16 protein-coding genes are annotated in these 20,321 nt (G+C 61.1%); 10 read left to right on the top strand and 6 right to left on the bottom strand.

Annotated features, from left to right (window positions below):
• Positions 1-14 precede the first annotated feature (14 nt).
• The gene (gene cadR, locus KGB20_RS08180; RefSeq protein ID WP_057712875.1) at positions 15-464 is read right to left on the bottom strand and encodes a Cd(II)/Pb(II)-responsive transcriptional regulator; all 450 of its coding nucleotides are present in this window, start codon (positions 462-464) and stop codon (positions 15-17) included.
• A 93-nt stretch (positions 465-557) separates the two neighbouring features.
• On the opposite strand from cadR, the gene KGB20_RS08175 reads away from it, so the two are divergent.
• From KGB20_RS08175 to KGB20_RS08145, 7 genes are all read left to right on the top strand, one after another.
• Positions 558-2,819, top strand: a complete 2,262-nt coding sequence (locus tag KGB20_RS08175) for a heavy metal translocating P-type ATPase (RefSeq protein ID WP_154947448.1) — start codon at positions 558-560, stop codon at positions 2,817-2,819.
• A gap of 16 nt (positions 2,820-2,835) precedes the next feature.
• Positions 2,836-3,699: a LysR family transcriptional regulator gene (locus KGB20_RS08170; RefSeq protein ID WP_154947447.1), complete on the top strand. Its 864-nt coding sequence runs from the start codon at positions 2,836-2,838 to the stop codon at positions 3,697-3,699.
• 229 nt (positions 3,700-3,928) lie between these two features.
• Positions 3,929-5,005, top strand: coding sequence for a putative 2-aminoethylphosphonate ABC transporter ATP-binding protein (locus tag KGB20_RS08165; RefSeq protein ID WP_057712878.1), 1,077 nt, complete (start codon positions 3,929-3,931; stop codon positions 5,003-5,005).
• On the top strand, positions 5,005-6,729 hold the full coding sequence (locus KGB20_RS08160) for a putative 2-aminoethylphosphonate ABC transporter permease subunit (protein WP_154947445.1): 1,725 nt from the start codon (positions 5,005-5,007) through the stop codon (positions 6,727-6,729). The genes KGB20_RS08165 and KGB20_RS08160 overlap by 1 nt, the downstream gene beginning before the upstream one ends.
• A 38-nt stretch (positions 6,730-6,767) precedes the next feature.
• Positions 6,768-7,793: a putative 2-aminoethylphosphonate ABC transporter substrate-binding protein gene (locus KGB20_RS08155; RefSeq protein WP_057712880.1), complete on the top strand. Its 1,026-nt coding sequence runs from the start codon at positions 6,768-6,770 to the stop codon at positions 7,791-7,793.
• A gap of 117 nt (positions 7,794-7,910) precedes the next feature.
• Entirely contained in the window at positions 7,911-9,044 is a 1,134-nt protein-coding gene (locus tag KGB20_RS08150; protein WP_154947444.1) for a TIGR03364 family FAD-dependent oxidoreductase, read from the top strand.
• Positions 9,044-9,601 (top strand): phosphonate degradation HD-domain oxygenase, encoded by a 558-nt coding sequence (locus KGB20_RS08145; protein WP_154947443.1) that lies wholly within the window; start codon positions 9,044-9,046, stop codon positions 9,599-9,601. The genes KGB20_RS08150 and KGB20_RS08145 overlap by 1 nt, the downstream gene beginning before the upstream one ends.
• A gap of 135 nt (positions 9,602-9,736) precedes the next feature.
• On the opposite strand, the gene KGB20_RS08140 is transcribed toward KGB20_RS08145, so the two are convergent.
• Complete coding sequence (locus KGB20_RS08140; protein ID WP_154947442.1) at positions 9,737-11,101, bottom strand: GTPase/DUF3482 domain-containing protein; 1,365 nt, start codon at positions 11,099-11,101, stop codon at positions 9,737-9,739.
• Positions 11,094-12,464, bottom strand: coding sequence for a DUF2868 domain-containing protein (locus KGB20_RS08135; protein ID WP_154947441.1), 1,371 nt, complete (start codon positions 12,462-12,464; stop codon positions 11,094-11,096). The genes KGB20_RS08140 and KGB20_RS08135 overlap by 8 nt, the downstream gene beginning before the upstream one ends.
• 85 nt (positions 12,465-12,549) lie before the next feature.
• On the opposite strand from KGB20_RS08135, the gene KGB20_RS08130 reads away from it, so the two are divergent.
• On the top strand, positions 12,550-13,062 hold the full coding sequence (locus KGB20_RS08130) for a dihydrofolate reductase (protein ID WP_154860951.1): 513 nt from the start codon (positions 12,550-12,552) through the stop codon (positions 13,060-13,062).
• Between the two features lie 104 nt (positions 13,063-13,166).
• Here the strand turns inward: KGB20_RS08130 and KGB20_RS08125 are convergent, their stop codons facing one another.
• The gene (locus KGB20_RS08125; protein WP_150815316.1) at positions 13,167-14,558 is read right to left on the bottom strand and encodes an L-cystine transporter; all 1,392 of its coding nucleotides are present in this window, start codon (positions 14,556-14,558) and stop codon (positions 13,167-13,169) included.
• A 242-nt stretch (positions 14,559-14,800) separates the two neighbouring features.
• On the opposite strand from KGB20_RS08125, the gene KGB20_RS08120 reads away from it, so the two are divergent.
• Together KGB20_RS08120 and KGB20_RS08115 are read left to right on the top strand one after the other, a co-directional pair.
• Positions 14,801-15,856: a phosphorylcholine phosphatase gene (locus KGB20_RS08120; RefSeq protein ID WP_090451974.1), complete on the top strand. Its 1,056-nt coding sequence runs from the start codon at positions 14,801-14,803 to the stop codon at positions 15,854-15,856.
• Positions 15,857-16,395: 539 nt separating this feature from the next.
• The gene (locus KGB20_RS08115) at positions 16,396-16,683 is read left to right on the top strand and encodes a DUF6124 family protein (RefSeq protein ID WP_154909941.1); all 288 of its coding nucleotides are present in this window, start codon (positions 16,396-16,398) and stop codon (positions 16,681-16,683) included.
• A gap of 180 nt (positions 16,684-16,863) precedes the next feature.
• Here KGB20_RS08115 and ilvD read toward each other — a convergent pair whose 3' ends face one another.
• Positions 16,864-18,705, bottom strand: a complete 1,842-nt coding sequence (gene ilvD, locus KGB20_RS08110; protein WP_154947440.1) for a dihydroxy-acid dehydratase — start codon at positions 18,703-18,705, stop codon at positions 16,864-16,866.
• A gap of 258 nt (positions 18,706-18,963) precedes the next feature.
• Positions 18,964-20,166 (bottom strand): MFS transporter, encoded by a 1,203-nt coding sequence (locus tag KGB20_RS08105; protein WP_154947453.1) that lies wholly within the window; start codon positions 20,164-20,166, stop codon positions 18,964-18,966.
• Positions 20,167-20,321: the final 155 nt, after the last annotated feature.

Here is a 20,321-nt window from a genome sequence, read left to right as displayed (position 1 = left end):
GGTTTGCGGTGTTCCTAGTGGCCGTGACTGCGGCCTACATGAGAATGCTCCACCTCCGTCGCCACCACCCCGCCGCTCACTTCCAGCCGCTGCAAAATCCCGCATTGATCGATACTTGGCCCTTCGCCGCAGCGTTGGCGCAGGTCGAGCAGTTGCGTCTGCAAGGCCAGCAAGCCGTCGATCCGCGCCTTTACATGGTGGATGTGTTCGTCAATCAGCGCGTTGACGCTTTCGCACTGATCCTGCGGACTGTCGCGAAACGCCAGCAGGCTGCGGATTTCTTCGAGCGTCATGTCGAGGGTGCGACAGTTGCGGATGAAGGTCAGGCGCTCGGCGTGGGCCTGGGTATAGACGCGATAATTGCCGTCACTGCGGGCCGGTTCCGGCAGAAGGTTCTCGCGCTCGTAGTAGCGGATCGTTTCCACGGCGCAGTCCGTGAGTTTCGCCAACTCTCCAATTTTCATGACGCCAATCTCCAAAACTCCAGAAAGGGTGCTTGACCCTATAGTGGCTACAGGGTCTTTACTTGGCAACAGGCACTCTTATGGACGCAACCAATGAGCGATTCCCTGCACTCCCACAAACCCGGGGCTGAGCACGAGCACAGCCACAAGCTCAAGCCCGTGCAAAAACATGGCCACGGCGGTCACGGCGACGCCTGCTGCTCATCTAAAGCGGCAGCGCCTGCGCTGGTAAAACTGAGCGAATCGCCGACGCCCGGAGCCCGACTGAGCAGTTTCCGCATCGAGGCAATGGACTGTCCAACTGAACAGACGCTGATTCAGAACAAGCTAAGCAAACTGACCGGCGTGCAGCAGCTTGAGTTCAATCTGATTAATCGGGTGCTCGGCGTAACCCACGATTTGCCCGGTACCGAGCCGATCGTCGAGGCCATCAAATCCTTGGGCATGCAGGCCGAGCCGATGGACCAGGGTGATGAAACCCCGGTGCCCGCGCCCCGGAAAAAGCCGTGGTGGCCCCTGGCACTGTCCGGTGTTGGTGCATTGCTGGCAGAAGTTATCCACTTCACCGGTTTCGCGCCGAACTGGGTGGTGGCGGTTATCGCGCTGGTCTCGATTCTCAGTGGTGGCCTCGGTACTTACAAAAAAGGCTGGATCGCCCTTAAAAACCGCAATCTGAACATCAACGCGCTGATGAGCATTGCCGTGACCGGCGCGGTGCTGATCGGCCAGTGGCCGGAAGCGGCGATGGTGATGTTCCTGTTCACCGTGGCCGAGTTGATCGAAGCCAGGTCCCTTGACCGAGCGCGCAATGCCATCAGCGGTTTGATGCAGATGACGCCGGACACGGCAACGGTGTTGCAGGCTGACGGTGTCTGGCTTGAGCAGGATGTCAAAAACATTGGGCTCGGCGCGCGGGTGCGGGTGCGCCCCGGCGAGCGTATCGGCCTGGACGGCGAAGTGCTGTCCGGTCGCTCGACCATCGATCAGGCGCCAATTACCGGTGAAAGCCTGCCGGTGGAAAAAACCGTCGGCGACAAAGTCTTCGCCGGCACCATCAATCAGGCCGGGTCCCTGGAGTACGAGGTGAACGCCGCGGCGGATAACTCGACCCTGGCCCGCATCATCCACGCCGTCGAGCAGGCCCAGGGCGCGCGTGCGCCGACCCAGCGTTTCGTCGACAGTTTCTCGAAAATCTACACCCCGGCAGTGTTCGTCCTGGCCCTGGCCGTGGCGGTGATCCCGCCATTGTTCATGGGCGAGTTGTGGTTCGACTGGATCTACCGGGCGCTGGTGCTGCTGGTGGTGGCCTGCCCGTGTGCGCTGGTGATCTCCACGCCGGTGACCATCGTCAGCGGCCTCGCGGCGGCGGCGCGTAAAGGCATATTGGTCAAGGGCGGCGTTTATCTGGAGGGCGGTTACAAGCTCGACTACCTGGCCTTGGACAAGACCGGCACCATCACCCACGGCAAACCGGTGCAGACCGATTACCTGTCGCTGGACCCGACCGCCGACGACTCGGCGCCCGCCATTGCCGCCGCGCTGGCCGGGCGCTCGGATCACCCGGTTTCCCTGGCCATCGCCAAGGCGGCTGTGGATAACCAGGCCGCGACGCTGATTGTGGATAACTTCGAAGCGCTGGGCGGGCGCGGGGTGCGCGGCGAGATCAACGGCCAGCTCTACCATCTGGGCAACCATCGTCTTGTGGAGGATCTGGGCCTGTGTTCGCCAGCGCTGGAAGAAAAGCTGTTTGCCCTGGAAAAGCAGGGCAAGTCGGTGGTGCTGCTGCTTGATTCGTCCGGCCCGTTGGCGCTGTTTGCCGTGGCGGACACGGTAAAAGAGTCCAGCCGCGAAGCGATCCGGCAACTGCATGACCTGGGTATCAAAACCCTGATGCTCACGGGCGATAACGTCCACACCGCGCAGGCCATTGCAGCACAAGTCGGCATCGACGAGGCCAAGGGCGACCTGTTGCCGGGGGACAAATTGCAGGCTATCGAAACTCTCTATGCTCAAGGGCATCGGGTCGGCATGGTTGGCGACGGCATCAATGATGCGCCTGCACTGGCGCGTTCCGAAATCGGCTTCGCCATGGCCGCTGCGGGCACCGATACCGCGATCGAAACCGCCGATGTCGCCCTGATGGACGACGATCTGCGCAAAATCCCGGCATTTATTCGCCTGTCCCGGCAGACTTCGAGCATCCTCAAACAGAACATCGCCCTGGCTTTGGTCATCAAGGCGATCTTTCTTGGGGTAACCTTTGCCGGGATCGCTACCATGTGGATGGCAGTGTTCGCCGATATGGGCGTGAGTTTGCTGGTGGTGTTCAACGGTTTGCGCCTGCTGCGCAAGTAAAGGATGAGGGACGGTTGTGCTGAGTGCGGAGCTGAAGGCGTTTTACATGGTGGCCCGCCTGGGCAGCATTACCCAGGCTGCCAAAAAGCTCGGCCTGAGCCAGCCGACGGTGACGACGCAGATCCGCAACCTCGAAAGTCAGTACTCGGTCGAGCTGTTCTATCGCGGCGGCCGGCGTCTCAGCGTCAGTGAGGAGGGCGCGCGGCTGCTGCCTATGGTCAAGGTGCTGATGCAACAGGAAGCCGACATCGAGTTTTTCCTGCGTAACTGCGGTCAGGTCCAGGGCACGCTGCGTATTGCCGCCACGGCGCCGTATTACATCCTCGACCTAGTGAAAACGTTCCGCGAGCGCCTGCCGCAGGTGGAGGTGTCAGTGGAAATCGGCAACTCCCAGCAAGTGCTCGAAGCATTGGAGGATTACCGTGTCGATGTCGCCGCCTCTTCGCAGTTACTGGAGGATGCGCGGTTGATTCGCCGGGTACTCGGCAGCGATCCGCTGGTGCTGGCGGTGCATCGCAATCATCCGCTGGCGGTTCATGATCACGTACCGCTCGGTGCCTTGGCCGGGCATACCCTGCTGATGCGTGAACCGGGCTCGACCACCCGTCGCCTGACCGAAGAGTTGCTGGCCAGTGCCGGGGTGTGTTTCGGCCCGCTACTGGAGATCGGCAGTCGTGAATCGATCCGCGAAGCAGTGCTGCGCAACATCGGTATCAGCATCATTGCCCGTCAGGAAGTGCCCCATGATCCGCAACTGCGGGTGCTGACCATCGAGAATGCGCCGCAGATTCCCGAATACCTGTACTGCCTCAAGGAGCGCAAAAACGCGCGGCTGCCGGCGGCGTTTCTGGGGTTGGCGCAGGAAATGGCTCCGGCCTGAGATCAGTGGTGACAGTACCGGCCCCTTCGCGAGCAAGCCCGCTCCCACAGGGGACCGCGATTAACTGTGGGAGCGGGCTTGCTCGCGAAGGCGCCAGATCAAACAACGCAGGGCTTGAAGGCTTAACCAAAAATCCCGAATACCACTATCGGCAGTTTTTGCCTTACTGCCACATGACGGACTCATTACAACTCTAGGATGGCCCCCATCTGCTCGATGAGGTCCGTCCATGAACAACTCGATCGCAACTGCCCTGACCAACCCCGGCGCACCGATGAAAGTGCGTGGTGTACAGAAGCGTTTTGGCGCCTTCACCGCGCTGGATAACGTGTCCCTCGACGTGGCGGCCGGTGAGCTGGTGTGTCTGCTGGGGCCGTCGGGCTGTGGCAAGACCACCTTGCTACGCTGCATCGCCGGTCTGGAGAAGCAGGACAGCGGCGAGTTGTACCTGGGCGATCGCGACGTTTCCCACCTGGCGCCCCAGGCGCGGGACTACGGCATTCTGTTCCAGTCCTACGCGTTGTTTCCCAATCTCACCGTCGAAGCGAACATTGCCTACGGCCTCGCCGGCAGCGGTCGTGACGAAGTGCGCCGTCGAGTCGGCCAGATGCTGGAATTGGTCGGTCTGGGCGGCAGCGAGAAAAAGTATCCCGGCCAGTTGTCCGGCGGCCAGCAGCAGCGGGTTGCACTGGCTCGCGCCCTGGCCCCGGCACCTTCGCTGTTGCTGCTGGACGAACCGATGTCGGCCCTCGATGCCCGGGTGCGCGAGCATCTGTGTACCGAACTGCGCCAACTGCAACGCAACCTCGGCATCACCACCCTGATGGTCACCCATAACCAGGACGAGGCCATGCTGATGGCCGACCGTATCGCCGTGATGAACAACGGCAAGGTCGAGCAGTACGCCACGCCGCAGGAAATCTACAACCGCCCGGCCACGCCATTCGTGGCGGAGTTCGTCGGCCAGGGTAACTGGCTACCTTTCCAGCGCAACAGCGACAGCCACGCCCAAGTCGGCGGGATGAACATGCGTCTGGCCGAAGGCAGCGCCAAGTCCGCGTCGGGCCGTTTGTTCTGCCGGCCGGAAGCGATCAACGTCAACCCACTGGTGCACGAGGAAAACCTGTTCCCGGCCAAGGTTCGTGAAATCACCTTCCTCGGCAATCGCTGCCGCATGAGCTTCGAGCTCGATCAGTTGCCGGGGCACCCGCTGTTGGCGGAGTTGGCGCCAGAAGCCATGCCGCGCCTTGGTGCTCAGCAGATCATGGTCGCCTTGCCGCCGCGTAGCCTGCAGGTGTTTGCCTGATGAGCGCGAACATCGCGCTGCCGCTGCCGCACAAGCAGGTTCGGCAGGCCACCCGCGCCGAGATCGGTGACCGGTTGTTCGTGGTCGGCGGCAAAGTCCTCATGCTGGTGTTGTTGGGCGTTGCCGTATTGATGCCGCTGCTGGCGATCTTCTGGCGTGGTTTCAGCGCCGAGGCCGGGCAGGGCGGTGGCTGGGTCGCAGCGAAAGAGCTGGTGACCAGCGAGAACTTCCACTGGTTGCTCGGTAACAGCCTGAAGGTTTCCCTCAGTGTCGCGGCCATTGTCGTACCGCTGGCCTACCTGTTTGCCTACGCGCTGCAACGAACCTTGATTCCCGCCAAAGGCATTTGGCGGGGCATTTCCCTGCTGCCATTGATGGCGCCGTCGATGTTGCCCGGCATCGCGCTGGTTTATCTGTTCGGCAACCAGGGCATGCTGCGTGGCCTGCTCTCGGACAACATCTACGGCTTCTGGGGCATTGTGCTTGGCGAAGTCATCTACACCTTCCCGCACGCCTTGATGATTCTTCTGTCGGCCCTGTCCCTGGCCGATGCACGACTGTTCGATGCCGCCTCCAGCATGGGCGCGAGTCCTGCAAAAGCCTTCCGCAGCATCACCTGGCCGGCGACCCGTCAGGCCGTGTTCGCCGCATTCTGTCTGGTGTTCACCCTGACCATCACTGACTTCGGCGTACCAGTGGTTGTCGGTGGCGACTATCAAGTGTTGGCGCTGGAGGCCTACAAGGCGGTGGTCGGCCAGCAACAGTTCGGTCGTGGCGCGTTGATCGGCATGGTGTTGCTGCTACCGGCGCTGTTCAGCTTCGGGGTCGATGCCTGGTTGCGTCGGCGTCACGGTGATTCCATGAGCGGTCGTGCCCAGGTGTTCAAACCCGCGCCGTCGAAGCTGCGCGACAGCTGCTACCTGGCTATCGTCCTGCTGATCTGCGCCGCGTTGCTGCTGGTGTTCGGCATGGCGGTGTTCTCGTCCCTGGTGAAGTTCTGGCCGTACAACCTGTCGCTGTCGCTCAACCATTATCAGTTCAACGAAACCGCCGGCGGTGGCTGGCTGGCCTATGGCAACAGCCTGAAGATGGCCTTGGGCACGGCGTTGATCGGCAGCCTGCTGATCTTCACCGGCGCCTACCTGATGGAAAAAACCAAGGGTCAGCGCGGCCTGAACCTGACCCTGCGCATGCTCAGTTTCGTACCGATGGCGGTGCCAGGCCTGGTGCTGGGGTTGGGTTACGTCTTCTTCTTCAACCTCACCGGCAACCCGCTGCACGTGCTCTACGGCAGCATGACACTGCTGATCGTCTGCACCATTGCTCACTATTTGACCACCGCACAAATGACCGCCACCACCGCGCTGCGTCAACTCGATGCCGAGTTCGAAGCCGCCGCGATGTCGCTCAAGGCGCCGCTGTACCGCCACTACCTGCGCGTCACCGTGCCGATCTGCCTGCCGGCGCTACTGGACATCGTGCGCTACCTGTTCGTCTCGGCCATGACCACCGTCTCGGCGGCGATCTTCCTCTACAGCCCCGACACCATCCTCGCGGCAGTGGCGGTGCTGAACATGGATGACGCCGGCAACGTCGGCGGTGCGGCAGCGATGTCGACCCTGATCCTGATTACCTCGGCGGGCGTGTCCCTGCTACTGGCCTGGGCCTCGCGCGGTTTGCTGCGCCGCTCCCAGGCCTGGCGGCAGACCACACCCGGTCATTGAATCTGCACAACCCCTCAACTCAAAAACAGGAAAAGATCATGTTCAAGCCTATGGCCCTGGCCGCTGCTGTCCTCACCGCTTTCAGCCTGAACGCCTTTGCGGCGAAAACCGAGTTGACGGTGTACACCGCTCTCGAAGCCGAACAACTGAAGACCTACAAGCAAGCGTTCGAAAAGGCCAACCCGGACGTCGAAATCAAATGGGTGCGTGATTCCACCGGCATCATCACCGCCAAACTGCTGGCCGAAAAAGCCCGTCCGCAGGCTGATGCCGTGTGGGGCCTGGCCGCTTCGAGCCTGGCGATTCTCGATCAGCAAGGCATGCTGCAAAGCTACGCACCGAAAGACCTGGGCAAGATCGGCGCCAACTACCGCGACGCGGCCAACCCACCAGCCTGGGTCGGCATGGACGTGTGGGCCGCGACCATTTGCTTCAACACCGTCGAAGCCGAGAAGCAGGGCCTGACCAAGCCCGTGAGCTGGCAGGACCTGACCAAGCCTGAGTACAAAGGCAAGATCGTCATGCCAAACCCGGCATCGTCCGGCACCGGTTTCCTCGACGTCAGCGCCTGGCTGCAGACCTTCGGCGAGAAGCAGGGCTGGGCCTACATGGATGGCCTGCACCAGAACATCGGCCAGTACGTTCATTCCGGTTCCAAGCCTTGCAAACTGGCGGCTGCTGGTGAATTCCCGATCGGTATTTCCTTCGAGTACCCGGCTGTTCAACTGAAACGCCAGGGCGCACCGCTGGACATCATCCTGCCGAAGGAAGGCCTGGGTTGGGAGATCGAAGCGACTGCCGTGATCAAGGGCACTGCCCACGAAGAGGCGGCGAAGAAACTGGCTGACTTCTCGGCCAGCCCTGAGGCGATGGAGCTCTACAAGGAAAACTTCGCCGTGCTCGCCCAGCCTGGCATCGCCAAGCCACAGACCGAACTGCCAGCCGACTACGAACAGCGCCTGATCAAGAACGACTTCGCCTGGGCCTCGAAGAACCGCGACGAGATCCTGACCGAGTGGCGCAAGCGTTATGACGGCAAGTCCGAGAAAGTGGCGGCCAAGTAAGATCTTTATCGGCTGAAAGGGCCTCTTCGCGAGCAAGCCCGCTCCCACAGGAGTACGCATTCCAATGTGGGAGCGGGCTTGCTCGCGAAAGCGGTCTCGAATTCAGGACAAGACCCCATGACACAACACAACGACATGCTGATCGTCGGCGCCGGCATCCTGGGTTTGTCCCACGCGTATGCCGCCGCCAAGCGCGGTCTCAAGGTCACGGTTTTCGAGCGCAGCGCAACGCCCCTCGGCGCTTCGGTGCGCAACTTCGGCCAGGCACTGGTCACTGGCCAGCCGCCAGGGCCGATGCTGGAACTGGCCCGCGCCAGTCGCGGAATCTGGGGTGATTGGGCCCAGCTCGCCGGCCTGCAACTCAAGCGCAATGGCTCGTACCTGTTCGCCCGCACCGAGGCGGAAGAACAGCTGCTGCAAGCCTTTTGCGACGGCCGCGCGGTGGAGCACGGTTACCGTGTCGACCTGTTGCGCGGTGCCGCATTGCGCGATTTGTACAACGGTCAGTTCCGCCATCATCGCGCTGCGTTGCATGGCATGGACGATCAGCAGTTGTATTCCCGCGAAGCGATTCCGGCGCTGATCGACTTCCTGCGCCGCGACCTGGGGGTCAAGTTTCACTTTTCTGCCCTGGTGCGCGATATCGAGCCGGGTCGCCTGCACAGCACCGCCGGCAGCTTCAGTGCCGAGCAGATCATTGTCTGCTCCGGCCACGATTATCAGACGTTACTGGCCGAACAGATCGCTGAACTCGAGCCGCAAATTTGCCGCCTGCAAATGCTCCGCGCCCGACCGCAAATCCACCTCAACCTGCAACACGCGTTGCTCACCGGTTTGAGCTGCGTGCACTACGGCGCCTTCGCCGACTTGCCGGAGGCCGCGGCGGTACAGGCAGAAATCCTGCAGTACGCGCCGCACCTGCACGAAAACGGTATCCACCTGCTGATCAGCCCGACACCCTATGGCGAATTGATCATTGGTGATTCGCACCATTACGGCAGCGATCCGTCACCCTTCAATGCCGAGCAGGTCGACGACTGGATGATCGAGCTGGCTGAGCAGACCCTGGGCTGCAAGGTGCAAGTGGTCGAACGCTGGCAGGGGGTCTATGGTTCACGGGGGCCGGGACCGTTTTCGTTCCTGCGCCCGGCAAAAGGCCTGAGCGTGGCGTTGATGCACACCGGTGTCGGCATGAGCGTCGGGCCGGCGATGGCTGAACGCAACGTTGCCACCGTATTGGAGGAAATCTGATGGAGCGCAATGAACAGGTGATTGCCGAGGTGTTCGGTCTGTACGAGCGCTTTGGCGACAGCGACTACATCGGCGAGCCGGTGTCGCAGATCGAGCACATGTCCCAGGCGGCGGAACTGGCCATGGCCGAAGGCTACGACGATGAGGTGGTGCTGGCGGCGTTCTTCCACGACATCGGGCATATCTGCGCTGAAAGCGCGGAGAACATGGGTGGCTTCGGCGTGGTCAGCCATGAGCGGCTCGGCGCCGACTACCTGCGTCGCGCTGGCTTCAGCGAACGCATGGCGCGGTTGGTGGAGTACCACGTTCAAGCCAAGCGCTATCTGACGCTCAAGGAACCGGGGTATTACGAACGCTTGAGCGAAGCCAGTCGCCGAACCCTGGAATATCAGGGCGGGGTGATGACGGCTGAAGAGGCTGAGGCGTTCGAGCAGGACCCGTTGTGTGCCGTGAGCTTGCGCATGCGCCAGTGGGATGAGCTGGCGAAAGAGATGCATGTGCCGGTGATTGATCTGGCGGTGTTGAAGGACAAGGCGGTGCGATTGTTGGCTGCGTAAGTCTCGGCACCGAGTGGCTGCCTTCGCGAGCAAGCCCGCTCCCACATTGGATTTGTGACCGACGCACATCCCCTGTGGGAGCGGGCTTGCTCGCGAAGAGGCCAGCGCTGACACCATGCATCATCAATCAAGCCACTAAAGCTGCTGCGCCAAGGCCTCAACCTGCTCCTGCCGCTCCGCCTGATTCAATTTTGAATGAGGATTGAGCGACGACCACTGCGGATGCGCCCGTGCCTTGTTCAGCGCTTCGGGCAGTTTGCCTTCGCGCCAGGTTTTATCCTGTGGCGTGGCCACCTGAATGCTGTCCATCGCCGCGTGCCCACGGGCATTGAGCGCTTGCAGCAATTGCCTCTGGCGCAGCGCCAACAGGCGCAACACGTTGTCATCCACCGTCAGTTCGCGCTGGCCCTTGAGCTTGCCGAGCAAGCGACTGCCATAACTGCGGGCGGTTTGCAGCGCGCCGCCGGCAATCGCTCCGGCCAATGCCGCCGCGCCTAGCGTAATGCCGCCCACCAGCAAATCGACCCCGGCCCCGGCAGCGGCACCCGCTGCGATACCACCACCGACCCGAACGCCCAGTTGTTTCAGGGTTTCCGGGTTGAACAAATCGTCGCCCCAACGACCGTCTAGCAGCGGCAAATCACCGGCCGCGGCATCCTGTGGGCGGAAGGCGTACAGCTTGAGCAGGGCCTCGACGCAACGCTGCTCACGCTGGCGCACGGCTTTGCGCAGTTCGCTGATTGCCTTTTGTTCCTGCTCGGCTTCACTGACCACGCTACGCCGGCAGGCCGCGCAATCGATCAATAATTCGGCAATCAATCGCTCTGCGCTTTGTTGGCGAGCCAGACGCTGGGCTTGCTGATCGGCAATCAGTCGTTCGAGTTGCGGCCGGGCAGTTTCCAGTAACAAGGCGAGACTTTCATAGAGTCGACGCTCGCCATCCTCCGGCGGCGCGACGCTGTCGAAGCGCACCAAGGCATGCAAGCCCAGCCGCGCCAGCGCTTCACGCCAGGCCGGTTCGCGGTGGTTGGCGCTGCTGACGAAATTCAGCACCGGCAGCAAGGGTTTGCCGCAACCGGCCAGCACTTCCAGCTCGTCGCGATACTTGGCCAGTACCGGTTCCCTGGCGTCGATCACGTAGAGCCCGGCGTCCGACGCCAGTAACTGGCGCAGCACCTTGGCTTCCTGTTCGAAGCGTTGCCGGGCTTCGCTGCCATCCAGGAAACGCGCCAGCCGCGCGGGGCCGTCGAGGCGTTCGCCAGGCCGCTCCAGGCGTTCGAGGTAGTCGAGCAGGGCGATGGCATCTTCCAGGCCGGGAGTGTCGTAGAGATCGAGCAAGGGCTCGCCGTCCACCGATAGCCGTGCGCCCTCGACATGCCGCGTGGTGCTGGGACGATGGGACACTTCACCGAAGCCGACGTCGCGGGTCAGGGTGCGCAGCAGTGAGGTTTTTCCGACGTTGGTGTGGCCGACCACGGCGAGTTTCAGGGGATTAGTCATGACCCGTCTCCAGCCAGTTCATCGGTGCACAATCGGCAAACGGCAGCTCAAGCTGTTGCAGCGCCACGTGCCAGTCGCCCAGGCGTTCGGCGTCCAGCGCTTCACCGGGGGGCGCCTGCAACAACCACACGCGGGTGGCGCTGGCGCTACGGGCCAGTTCGGCAATCAGGGCCAGGCTGCCGCGATCCGGCGAGCGCCGTGGATCGCACGCAATGGCCAGGCGTGCCGGGGGAAAGCGGGTCAATTGTTCGAGGAGTTTGTGTCGCGATTCGCGGCTGTCGAGGATGCCAGCGTTGCTGACGTTTTTCGGCAATTGCGGTGGCCACGGGCGGTCGTCGTCCAGCTCGATGGCGACCAATAGAGCACCATCACTTTGTTGTTCGCTGACGCCGCTTTCCACGCGATGCAGTTGCTCAGGCGCCGCATCGCTGATGCCGAGACGCTCGCTGGTGGGCATCAAGCGTTCGCGAAGCTGTGCGTAGCCGGGCAGGTTCAAATCCAGGCGGAGCGCCGTTTGCCCGGATTTCCAGCGCCACAGGCAAAACAGTGCGAGCAGCAGGCGCGGCAAAATCCCATAAACCAGCAGAACGCCAACCAGCCATGCTGCCCAGGCCTGGCGGGCGCTTTCGATACTCAGTGCGGCGTCGCCGCTGGCACGGATCATCTGCTCGGTGGGAACACTGAAACCGAGCAGGGCCGGCAGGGCGCCAAGCGCCTGGGTTACGGCAATAAAGGTGTCGGCACTGAGGATGGTGGTTTCCCAGACGAAGCCGTAGCGCCGGGTTGCCATCAGTGTCAGCAGAATGACCAAGGCGCTGATCATCGCCAGCAACCACAGGCCGTTGACCACTACGCCGATGGCCCAGCGATTGAGCTTCTGCCGTTGCAACAACAGGAGCAGGGCGGGGGCCAGTTGCGTGGCCTTGGCGTCCCGGGCGAGTTTTTCACTTAGCCACAGCCATAGTCGCCCGAGGCTGGCGCCGTGTTCTCCGGCAAACGCCAGGCCCAAGGCCCAACTCAGCAGCAGGATCAGGTTGAGCCCGAGCAGGCTGCCCAAGGCCCAGAACACATTCACCGGGTGCAGGCCATCGCCCATTGCAGCAAAGGCCAGGCCGGCGCCGCTGATCACCGCCAGCACCGCCATTACGATCAGCGCCAGTCGTGCGCCCTGCAGCCAGTGTTGGAGGGCTGCGGTCAGGCCATCGCGTTCAGCCAGCCACAGGGCCCGGCGTTGAATGCGCGACGGCAAATCACCGCCGACGCTGCGGGCCAGCCGGTTGGCTTCAAGGTCTTCCAAGGGGCCTGCGTGTTCTTCGCGCAGTCGGATGGTTTCTGTCAGCCAGAGGGTATTGAGTTCAGTCACGCGGCATCCCGTCGCTTAATTGAGCTGTGAGCATAACCGCTGTGACGCTTATCGGCGAAAGCGAGGCTCTGGTATCCTCGCCGGCATGACTAAATCACTCCCCCTCAGCCTGATCGCAGCCCTCGGTGAAAACCGTGTGATCGGCGTCGACAACAGCATGCCCTGGCACTTGCCGGGGGACTTCAAATATTTCAAGGCCACCACCCTGGGCAAGCCGATCATCATGGGGCGCAAGACCTGGGACTCACTCGGTCGTCCGTTGCCGGGCCGCTTGAACATCGTGGTCAGCCGTCAGGCGGATCTGCAGCTCGAAGGCGCGGAGGTTTATCCGTCGCTGGAAGCCGCCGTTGTCCGCGCCGAAGCATGGGCGAAGGAACAGGGCGTTGATGAGTTGATGCTGATTGGCGGCGCGCAGCTGTATGCGCAAGGCTTGGCACAGGCTGATCGGTTGTACCTGACTCGCGTGGCGCTGAGCCCGGAAGGGGATGCGTGGTTTCCGGAGTTTGATTTGGGCCAGTGGAAGCTGGTTTCGAATGTGCCGAACCCGGCCGAAGGTGACAAACCGGCGTACAGCTTCGAAGTGTGGGAAAAAGCCTAAAAGCTTCGCGAGCAAGCCCGCTCCCACATTGGATCTGTGAGCGACACAAATCCCCTGTGGGAGCGGGCTTGCTCGCGAAGAGGCCCGCTCAGTCGCTAAAGAACTTAAGCCTGAGCCAACGCCGAATGCTCATCCGCATCCAGCAATTCTTTATCAGTCTGCTGCATCACTTGGCTGGTAATCGCCCCAGCCGTCATCGAACCACTGACGTTCAATGCCGTACGCCCCATATCAATCAGTGGCTCGACCGAAATCAGCAACGCCACCAGTGACACCGGCAAGCCCATCGCCGGCAGCACGATCAGCGCCGCAAACGTCGCGCCGCCACCCACTCCGGCCACACCGGCCGAGCTCAGCGTGACAATCGCCACCAGCGTCGCGATCCACAGTGGGTCCAGCGGGTTGATGCCCACGGTCGGCGCCACCATCACCGCCAACATCGCCGGGTACAGACCGGCACAGCCATTCTGGCCGATGGTCGCGCCGAACGAAGCGGCGAAACTGGCGATGGACTGCGGGATGCCCAAACGACTGGTCTGCGCTTCGATGCTCAACGGAATCGTCGCAGCGCTGGAGCGGCTGGTGAAGGCAAACGTCAGCACCGGCCAGATCTTGCGGAAGAAGCGCAGCGGATTGATCCCGGCGGCCGACACCAGCACGCCATGCACCACAAACATCAGGCCAAGGCCGATGTAAGACACCACGACGAAACTGCCGAGCTTGATGATGTCTTGCAGGTTGGAGCCGGCGACCACTTTGGTCATCAGTGCCAGCACGCCGTACGGGGTCAGCTTCATCACCAGACGCACCAGGCGCATCACCCAGGCTTGCAGGGTGTCGATGGCGTTGATCACTTTCTGACCTTTCTCGACATCGTCCTTGAGCAGTTGTAGCGCCGCGACACCCAGGAACGCAGCGAAAATCACCACACTGATGATCGACGTCGGCTTGGCTCGCGCCAGGTCGGCGAACGGGTTTTGCGGAATGAACGACAGCAACAGCTGCGGCACATTCAGGTCGGCGACCTTGCCGGCGTAATCGGTCTGGATGGTTTGCAGGCGCGCCATTTCCTGGGTGCCGGCCACCAGGCCTTCGGCGGTCAAGCCGAACAGGTTGGTCAGGCCGATGCCGATCAACGCCGCGATGGCCGTGGTGAACAGCAGCGTGCCGATGGTCAGGAAGCTGATCTTGCCCAGCGATGAGGCGTTGTGCAGGCGGGCCACGGCGCTGAGGATCGAGGCGAACACCAGCGGGATCACGATCATTTGCAGCAATTGCACATAGCCGTTGCCCACCAGATCGAACCAGCCGATCGAGGCTTTCAGCACCGGATTACCGGCACCGTAAACAGTGTGCAAGGCCACACCGAATGCCACGCCCAGCACCAGTGCGAGCAGGACTTTTTTCGCCAGGCTCCAAGTGGTGTGGCGGGTTTGCGCCAGACCCAGGAGCAGGGCGAGGAACACCAGCAGATTGAGAATCAGCGGCAGATTCATTGGAACTCCCATTAGACTTTTGCCAGCTGCCTTCCGGGGCAGCTGCGAACCGGCAAGCCTAACAGCTTGAAAACTAATGAATTAATATCAAAAACGTATGGTATCCGTCGTTTTTGGAATAAGCGGATGTCGCTGTCAGAAATGCAACTGGCGCGAAAGGGACACAGGCGGTCGCTGACAGGCGGGGACTGTCACACTTATTTGTTAGCGTCGATCTCTTTCACATTCAGGGAGAAACGCTAATGAAGTTCGCACCGAAATTACTGGCTGCAGCACTTTGCCTGGGCCTTGCCGGCCAGGTTTTCGCAACGGATCTGAAACACTGGCCAGCCGATCAGGCCAAGGCACTGGACGCGATGATCGCGGCCAACGCCAACAAAGGTAACTACGCGGTGTTTGACATGGACAACACCAGTTACCGCTATGACCTGGAAGAGTCGTTGCTGCCGTTCATGGAGAACAAGGGCCTGATCACCCGCGACAAGCTCGATCCCTCCCTGAAACTGATGCCGTTCAAGGACACCGCCGACCACAAGGAAAGCCTGTTCAGCTACTACTACCGCCTCTGTGAACTCGACGACATGGTTTGCTATCCATGGGTCGCCCAAGTGTTCTCCGGCTTTACGCTCAAGGAGCTCAAGGGCTACGTCGACGAGATGATGGCGTCCGGCAAACCGGTGCCGGCCACCTATTACGAAGGCGATGTGGTCAAGAAGCTCGACGTCAACCCGCCGAAAATCTTCACGGGCCAGCAAGAGCTGTACAACAAACTGATGGAGAACGGCATCGAGGTCTACGTGATGACCGCCGCCTCCGAAGAACTGGTGCGCATGGTCGCGGCCGATCCGAAGTACGGCTACAACGTCAAGCCGCAGAACGTGATCGGCGTGTCGCTGCTGCTCAAGGACCCGAAGACGGGCGAGCTGACCACTGCGCGCAAGCAGATCACCGCCGGCAAGTATGACGAGAAGGCCAACCTCGGCCTTGAACTGACCCCGTACCTGTGGACCCCGGCGACCTGGATGGCCGGCAAGCACGCGGCAATCCTGACCTACATCGACGAGTGGAAAAAACCGGTGCTGGTCGGCGGCGATACCCCGACCAGTGATGGTTACATGTTGTTCCACAGTGTTGACGTGGCCAAGGGTGGCATCCACCTGTGGGTCAACCGCAAGGACAAGTACATGACCCAGATTAACGGCATGATGGCCAAGAATGCCGCGGCCCAGGCCAAGGAAGGGATGACGGTGACTGCCGACAAGAACTGGGTGATCGTCAAGCCTGAAGAAATCCAGTAATTGTAGGAGCGAGCTTGCTCGCGATGGTCGTTAACGATGACGCGTGCTGTCTGATTTGACGCGGTGTCCTTGCGTTCATCGCGAGCAAGCTCGCTCCTACAGTTTGATCAGTGTTGTTCCCCAATCCAGTGATCAAAGCAGATCCCCTGTGGGAGCGGGCTTGCTCGCGAAGAGGCCAGTCGGTGCAATGAAAGCCTCTGTTTGATCGCCATCCCCTGACAGTCGCAACCTACGCTTTCTTGCGTAAGGGACTACGACTACGCCAGAATCCGCCGGCTTGTGCGCCTTACTCCCGGACTCTACCGTCTACCTGTCGCTGAACATCAGTGATCGGGTTTGGTAGCCCGGCTGTGTAGGGTGCAAAGCATCATGATTTGCAGACGTTCTTGCGTCTCTGCTTTTTATGGTGGTCATGCACAGGGCGCTTTCGGGCGCGCCGGTTTCCTTACACCCCGGTCTACCAACCTGCGCATGGCCGCCACCTTCGTTTGGTAGCGAGGGTGAAGGCTCCTTGTCTTATGGTGTAAGGAGTTTTATCAATGCTAAAAATTACCCCCGATCCTCCCGAATCAAACAACCTCTGCGCCCACATCAACGCCACCCCGCGCAAACCCAGCCGAACATTTTTGATTGCGCCCGGCCTCGACACCGAAACCCTGTTGGCCCACGCCTGCGAATCACTCGCCTCGGCCAATGTCATGGCCAACGATTTTGCCGGCCTGCTGGAAGGCTCCCAACGCAGCACGATGCTGGGGATTGCGCAGGTCATCATGCTGGGCGAGCTGGCGGTGAATCAGGCTCTCGATAATCTCGATCCACAGGAATAGTTCTGCCCTTGTAGGAGCGAGCCTGCTCGCGATGGTCGTTAACGATAACGTTGGAAGCCTGACACCCAGCGGCGTTCTCCAGTCCATCGCGAGCAGGCTCGCTCCTACAGGTGATAGGTGACCGGCAGAAACAAAAATGCCCCGCACTGGGCGGGGCATTTTTTGTCCGACGGTTAAGCCTTACAGCCCGTCGAGCATCGCCTTGTTACGCACAGCACCCTTGTCGGCGCTGGTGGCCAGCAGGGCGTAGGCTTTCAGGGCGGTGGTCACTTTACGTGGACGCACTTCCACCGATTTCCAGCCTTTCTTGTCCTGCTCGACCCGGCGTGCCGCCAGTTCTTCGTCGCTGACCAACAGGTTGATCGAGCGGTTCGGAATGTCGATCAGCACTTTGTCGCCGTCCTGCACCAGGCCAATCGCGCCGCCGGCAGCCGCTTCAGGCGAAGCGTGGCCGATGGACAGACCGGAAGTACCGCCGGAGAAACGACCGTCGGTGAGCAGGGCGCAGGCTTTGCCCAGGCCTTTGGATTTCAGGTACGAAGTCGGGTAGAGCATTTCCTGCATGCCCGGGCCACCTTTCGGGCCTTCGTAGCGAATGATGACGATGTCGCCTTCTTTCACTTCGTCGGCGAGGATGCCGCGTACGGCGCTGTCCTGGCTTTCGAAGATCTTCGCGTTGCCTTCGAACACGTGGATCGATTCGTCGACGCCAGCGGTTTTCACCACACAGCCATCCAGAGCGATGTTGCCGTAGAGGACGGCCAGGCCACCTTCTTGCGAGTAGGCGTGCTCGACACTGCGGATGCAGCCGTTTTCACGGTCGTCGTCCAGGGTTTCCCAACGGGTCGACTGGCTGAACGCGGTTTGCGTCGGGATGCCCGCAGGACCGGCCTTGAAGAAGTGGTGCACGGCTTCGTCGGTGGTCTGGGTGATGTCCCACTTGGCGATGGCTTCTTCCATGCTGCGGCTGTGCACGGTCGGTAGCTGGGTGTGCAGCAAGCCACCACGGGCCAGCGAACCGAGGATGCTGAAGATCCCGCCGGCACGGTGCACGTCTTCCATGTGGTACTTCTGGATGTTCGGCGCGACCTTGCACAGTTGTGGCACGTTGCGAGAAAGACGGTCGATGTCGCGCAGGTCGAAATCGATCTCGGCTTCCTGGGCGGCAGCCAGCAAGTGCAGGATGGTGTTGGTGGAACCGCCCATGGCGATGTCCAGGGTCATGGCGTTTTCGAATGCCTGGAAGTTGGCGATGTTGCGCGGCAGTACCGACTGGTCGTTCTCGCCATAGTAACGCTTGCACAGCTCGACGATGGTGCGGCCGGCCTGCAGGAACAGCTGCTCGCGGTCGCTGTGGGTGGCCAGGGTCGAACCGTTGCCCGGCAATGCCAGACCCAGCGCTTCGACCAGGCAGTTCATCGAGTTGGCGGTGAACATGCCGGAGCACGAACCGCAGGTCGGGCAGGCGCTACGCTCGTACTCGGCGACTTTCTCGTCAGAAGCGCTGGAGTCGGCGGCGATCACCATGGCGTCGACCAGGTCTAGGCCGTGGGAAGCGAGTTTGGTCTTGCCGGCTTCCATCGGGCCGCCGGAGACGAAGATCACCGGGATGTTCAGGCGCAGTGACGCCATCAGCATGCCAGGGGTGATCTTGTCGCAGTTGGAGATGCACACGATGGCGTCGGCGCAGTGGGCGTTGACCATGTACTCGACGGAGTCGGCGATGATCTCGCGGCTCGGCAGCGAATACAGCATGCCGTCGTGGCCCATGGCGATGCCGTCGTCCACGGCGATGGTGTTGAATTCTTTTGCCACACCGCCAGCGCGTTCGATCTCGCGGGCGACCAGTTGGCCCAGATCTTTCAGGTGCACGTGGCCCGGTACGAACTGGGTGAAGGAGTTGGCAATGGCGATGATCGGCTTCTTGAAGTCGTCATCTTTCATCCCCGTGGCGCGCCACAGAGCGCGGGCGCCGGCCATGTTGCGGCCGTGGGTGGATGTTTTCGAGCGGTAATCAGGCATGAAGCACTCCGGGCGGCTAATCAGGTATCAAAAGGGAAGTGAGCTTCTATTGACGTCTGGAACACTCAGAAATGGCCGCGTGTCCGGAAGTTGCCGATAACTTTGCGGGATCGCCGCGCGCTTCAGCTTGAGCTCATAAACCCGCCGGGGATGACTGGCGATGAATGTTCGCGATTCTACACGGCTGGCGGCTGGAGGGAATGCCGGGAAGCGTTGATCGGGTGTTGACGGAGCATGCGGGATGACGACTGGCAGGTGTCACCCGATATTGAACGCGGGTTTGTACCTCTGGATGATCAATGCATTCAGTCCGAGACCTGCGAGGCTCAACGTCAGAAAGCAAGACGCCAGAGTGGTGATCAAGTCCATGGGTGCCACACTGATTGCCGCGCTGACCACGCCGCCGCTGAGGAACATCAACACACCGCCGACCGAGGTAGAAGTTCCGGCATATTCCGGGTGGATACTCATGGCCCTGGTGTTGACGACGGGTCTGGTGATGGTGGTTCCGATTGTACAAACCAGCATGGAAGTCAGCACCGTAACGGCTGAAAGGCCGAACTGGTGAGTCAGCCACAGCATGAGCAGACCCGAAACGGCAATCAGCCCCAGGCCAACATTGATTTGGGTGTTGGCTTGCAACTGTCGATGCAAGAGGCTGGCGACCACTCCGCCGAATACATACGCGATGCCATACAGCAACAACGCCCAGGCGAATTCGTACGGTGACATTGCCAGATGATCCATGAAAATAATGGGTGAAGTGACGATGAACGAAAAATGGCAGGCGAAGGCCAGGGCCGAAATCAGCCAGTAACCCATGAAGCGTGCATCTGAGCAGACATGCCGGTAAGCACGGAAAAATCCCCCACGCGATGCTGGACGCACAGACGGGGTTTCCTTGAGTAGCCAACATGCGCTCAGCCAGACAAGAACCGCCAATGTGGCAAACACATAAAAGCTGCCTTGCCAGCCAAACTGCAATTGCAACCAGGTTCCCAGCAGCGGCGATATTGAAATGAACACGCCGCCCGCGGTCACCATCCAGATCCTGAGTCGCTGCCTTTCCCGGCCTATGAACAAGTCCTGCACCAGCGCCTGGGACAGCGAAAAGGACCCACATCCGATCGCCTGGACCAAACGAAAACCCAGGAACCAGTTGTATTCACTGGAAACCGCGCAGCCAGTCGCCCCAATCGTCGCGACTGCAATACCACCCAGCAGCAGCTTCTTGCGGCCCCACATATCTGACAGCGGCCCCACCAGCATTATGGATAACGCCAGGCTGGCGGCGAACAAGCTGACAGATAGGGCAACGTCGGGCGGCGAGATCTGGAAGCAGGCTGACAGGTCTGGAAAGGAGGGGAGAACCACGTCCAATGGGAATACGCCCAGCAGCGTCATGGTCATCAGTAACAGGATGATCAGCGACTTTTCGTTGGCGTTTGTGGCAGGGGGCATCATTCAACGCTCTCGTACCGTGAGGGGGGGGGGACGAGGATTGAATTGAGGAGGGCGCAAGTCAATGCGGTGGGCGTGGGACCTTTCTGAAACTGTTGTAGGAGAGAGCTTGCTCGCGAAAGACGTCAACGATAGCGCGGTATGCCTGGTTATCC

Source organism: Pseudomonas sp. BF-R-30, assembly GCF_019956175.1.
In the GTDB taxonomy this organism is placed as follows: Bacteria; Pseudomonadota; Gammaproteobacteria; order Pseudomonadales; family Pseudomonadaceae; genus Aquipseudomonas; species Aquipseudomonas jessenii.
Note: the sequence above shows the minus strand (reverse complement) of the source record. Positions and strands in the feature narration are given on the sequence as shown.

Coding starts and splice junctions, on each gene's coding strand:
- cadR (WP_057712875.1), bottom strand. CDS start 464: ATGAAAATTGGAGAGTTGGCGAAACTCACGGACTGCGCCGTGGAAACG.
- KGB20_RS08175 (WP_154947448.1), top strand. CDS start 558: ATGAGCGATTCCCTGCACTCCCACAAACCCGGGGCTGAGCACGAGCAC.
- KGB20_RS08165 (WP_057712878.1), top strand. CDS start 3,929: ATGAACAACTCGATCGCAACTGCCCTGACCAACCCCGGCGCACCGATG.
- KGB20_RS08160 (WP_154947445.1), top strand. CDS start 5,005: ATGAGCGCGAACATCGCGCTGCCGCTGCCGCACAAGCAGGTTCGGCAG.
- KGB20_RS08155 (WP_057712880.1), top strand. CDS start 6,768: ATGTTCAAGCCTATGGCCCTGGCCGCTGCTGTCCTCACCGCTTTCAGC.
- KGB20_RS08150 (WP_154947444.1), top strand. CDS start 7,911: ATGACACAACACAACGACATGCTGATCGTCGGCGCCGGCATCCTGGGT.
- KGB20_RS08145 (WP_154947443.1), top strand. CDS start 9,044: ATGGAGCGCAATGAACAGGTGATTGCCGAGGTGTTCGGTCTGTACGAG.
- KGB20_RS08140 (WP_154947442.1), bottom strand. CDS start 11,101: ATGACTAATCCCCTGAAACTCGCCGTGGTCGGCCACACCAACGTCGGA.
- KGB20_RS08130 (WP_154860951.1), top strand. CDS start 12,550: ATGACTAAATCACTCCCCCTCAGCCTGATCGCAGCCCTCGGTGAAAAC.
- KGB20_RS08125 (WP_150815316.1), bottom strand. CDS start 14,558: ATGAATCTGCCGCTGATTCTCAATCTGCTGGTGTTCCTCGCCCTGCTC.
- KGB20_RS08120 (WP_090451974.1), top strand. CDS start 14,801: ATGAAGTTCGCACCGAAATTACTGGCTGCAGCACTTTGCCTGGGCCTT.
- KGB20_RS08115 (WP_154909941.1), top strand. CDS start 16,396: ATGCTAAAAATTACCCCCGATCCTCCCGAATCAAACAACCTCTGCGCC.
- ilvD (WP_154947440.1), bottom strand. CDS start 18,705: ATGCCTGATTACCGCTCGAAAACATCCACCCACGGCCGCAACATGGCC.
- KGB20_RS08105 (WP_154947453.1), bottom strand. CDS start 20,166: ATGCCCCCTGCCACAAACGCCAACGAAAAGTCGCTGATCATCCTGTTA.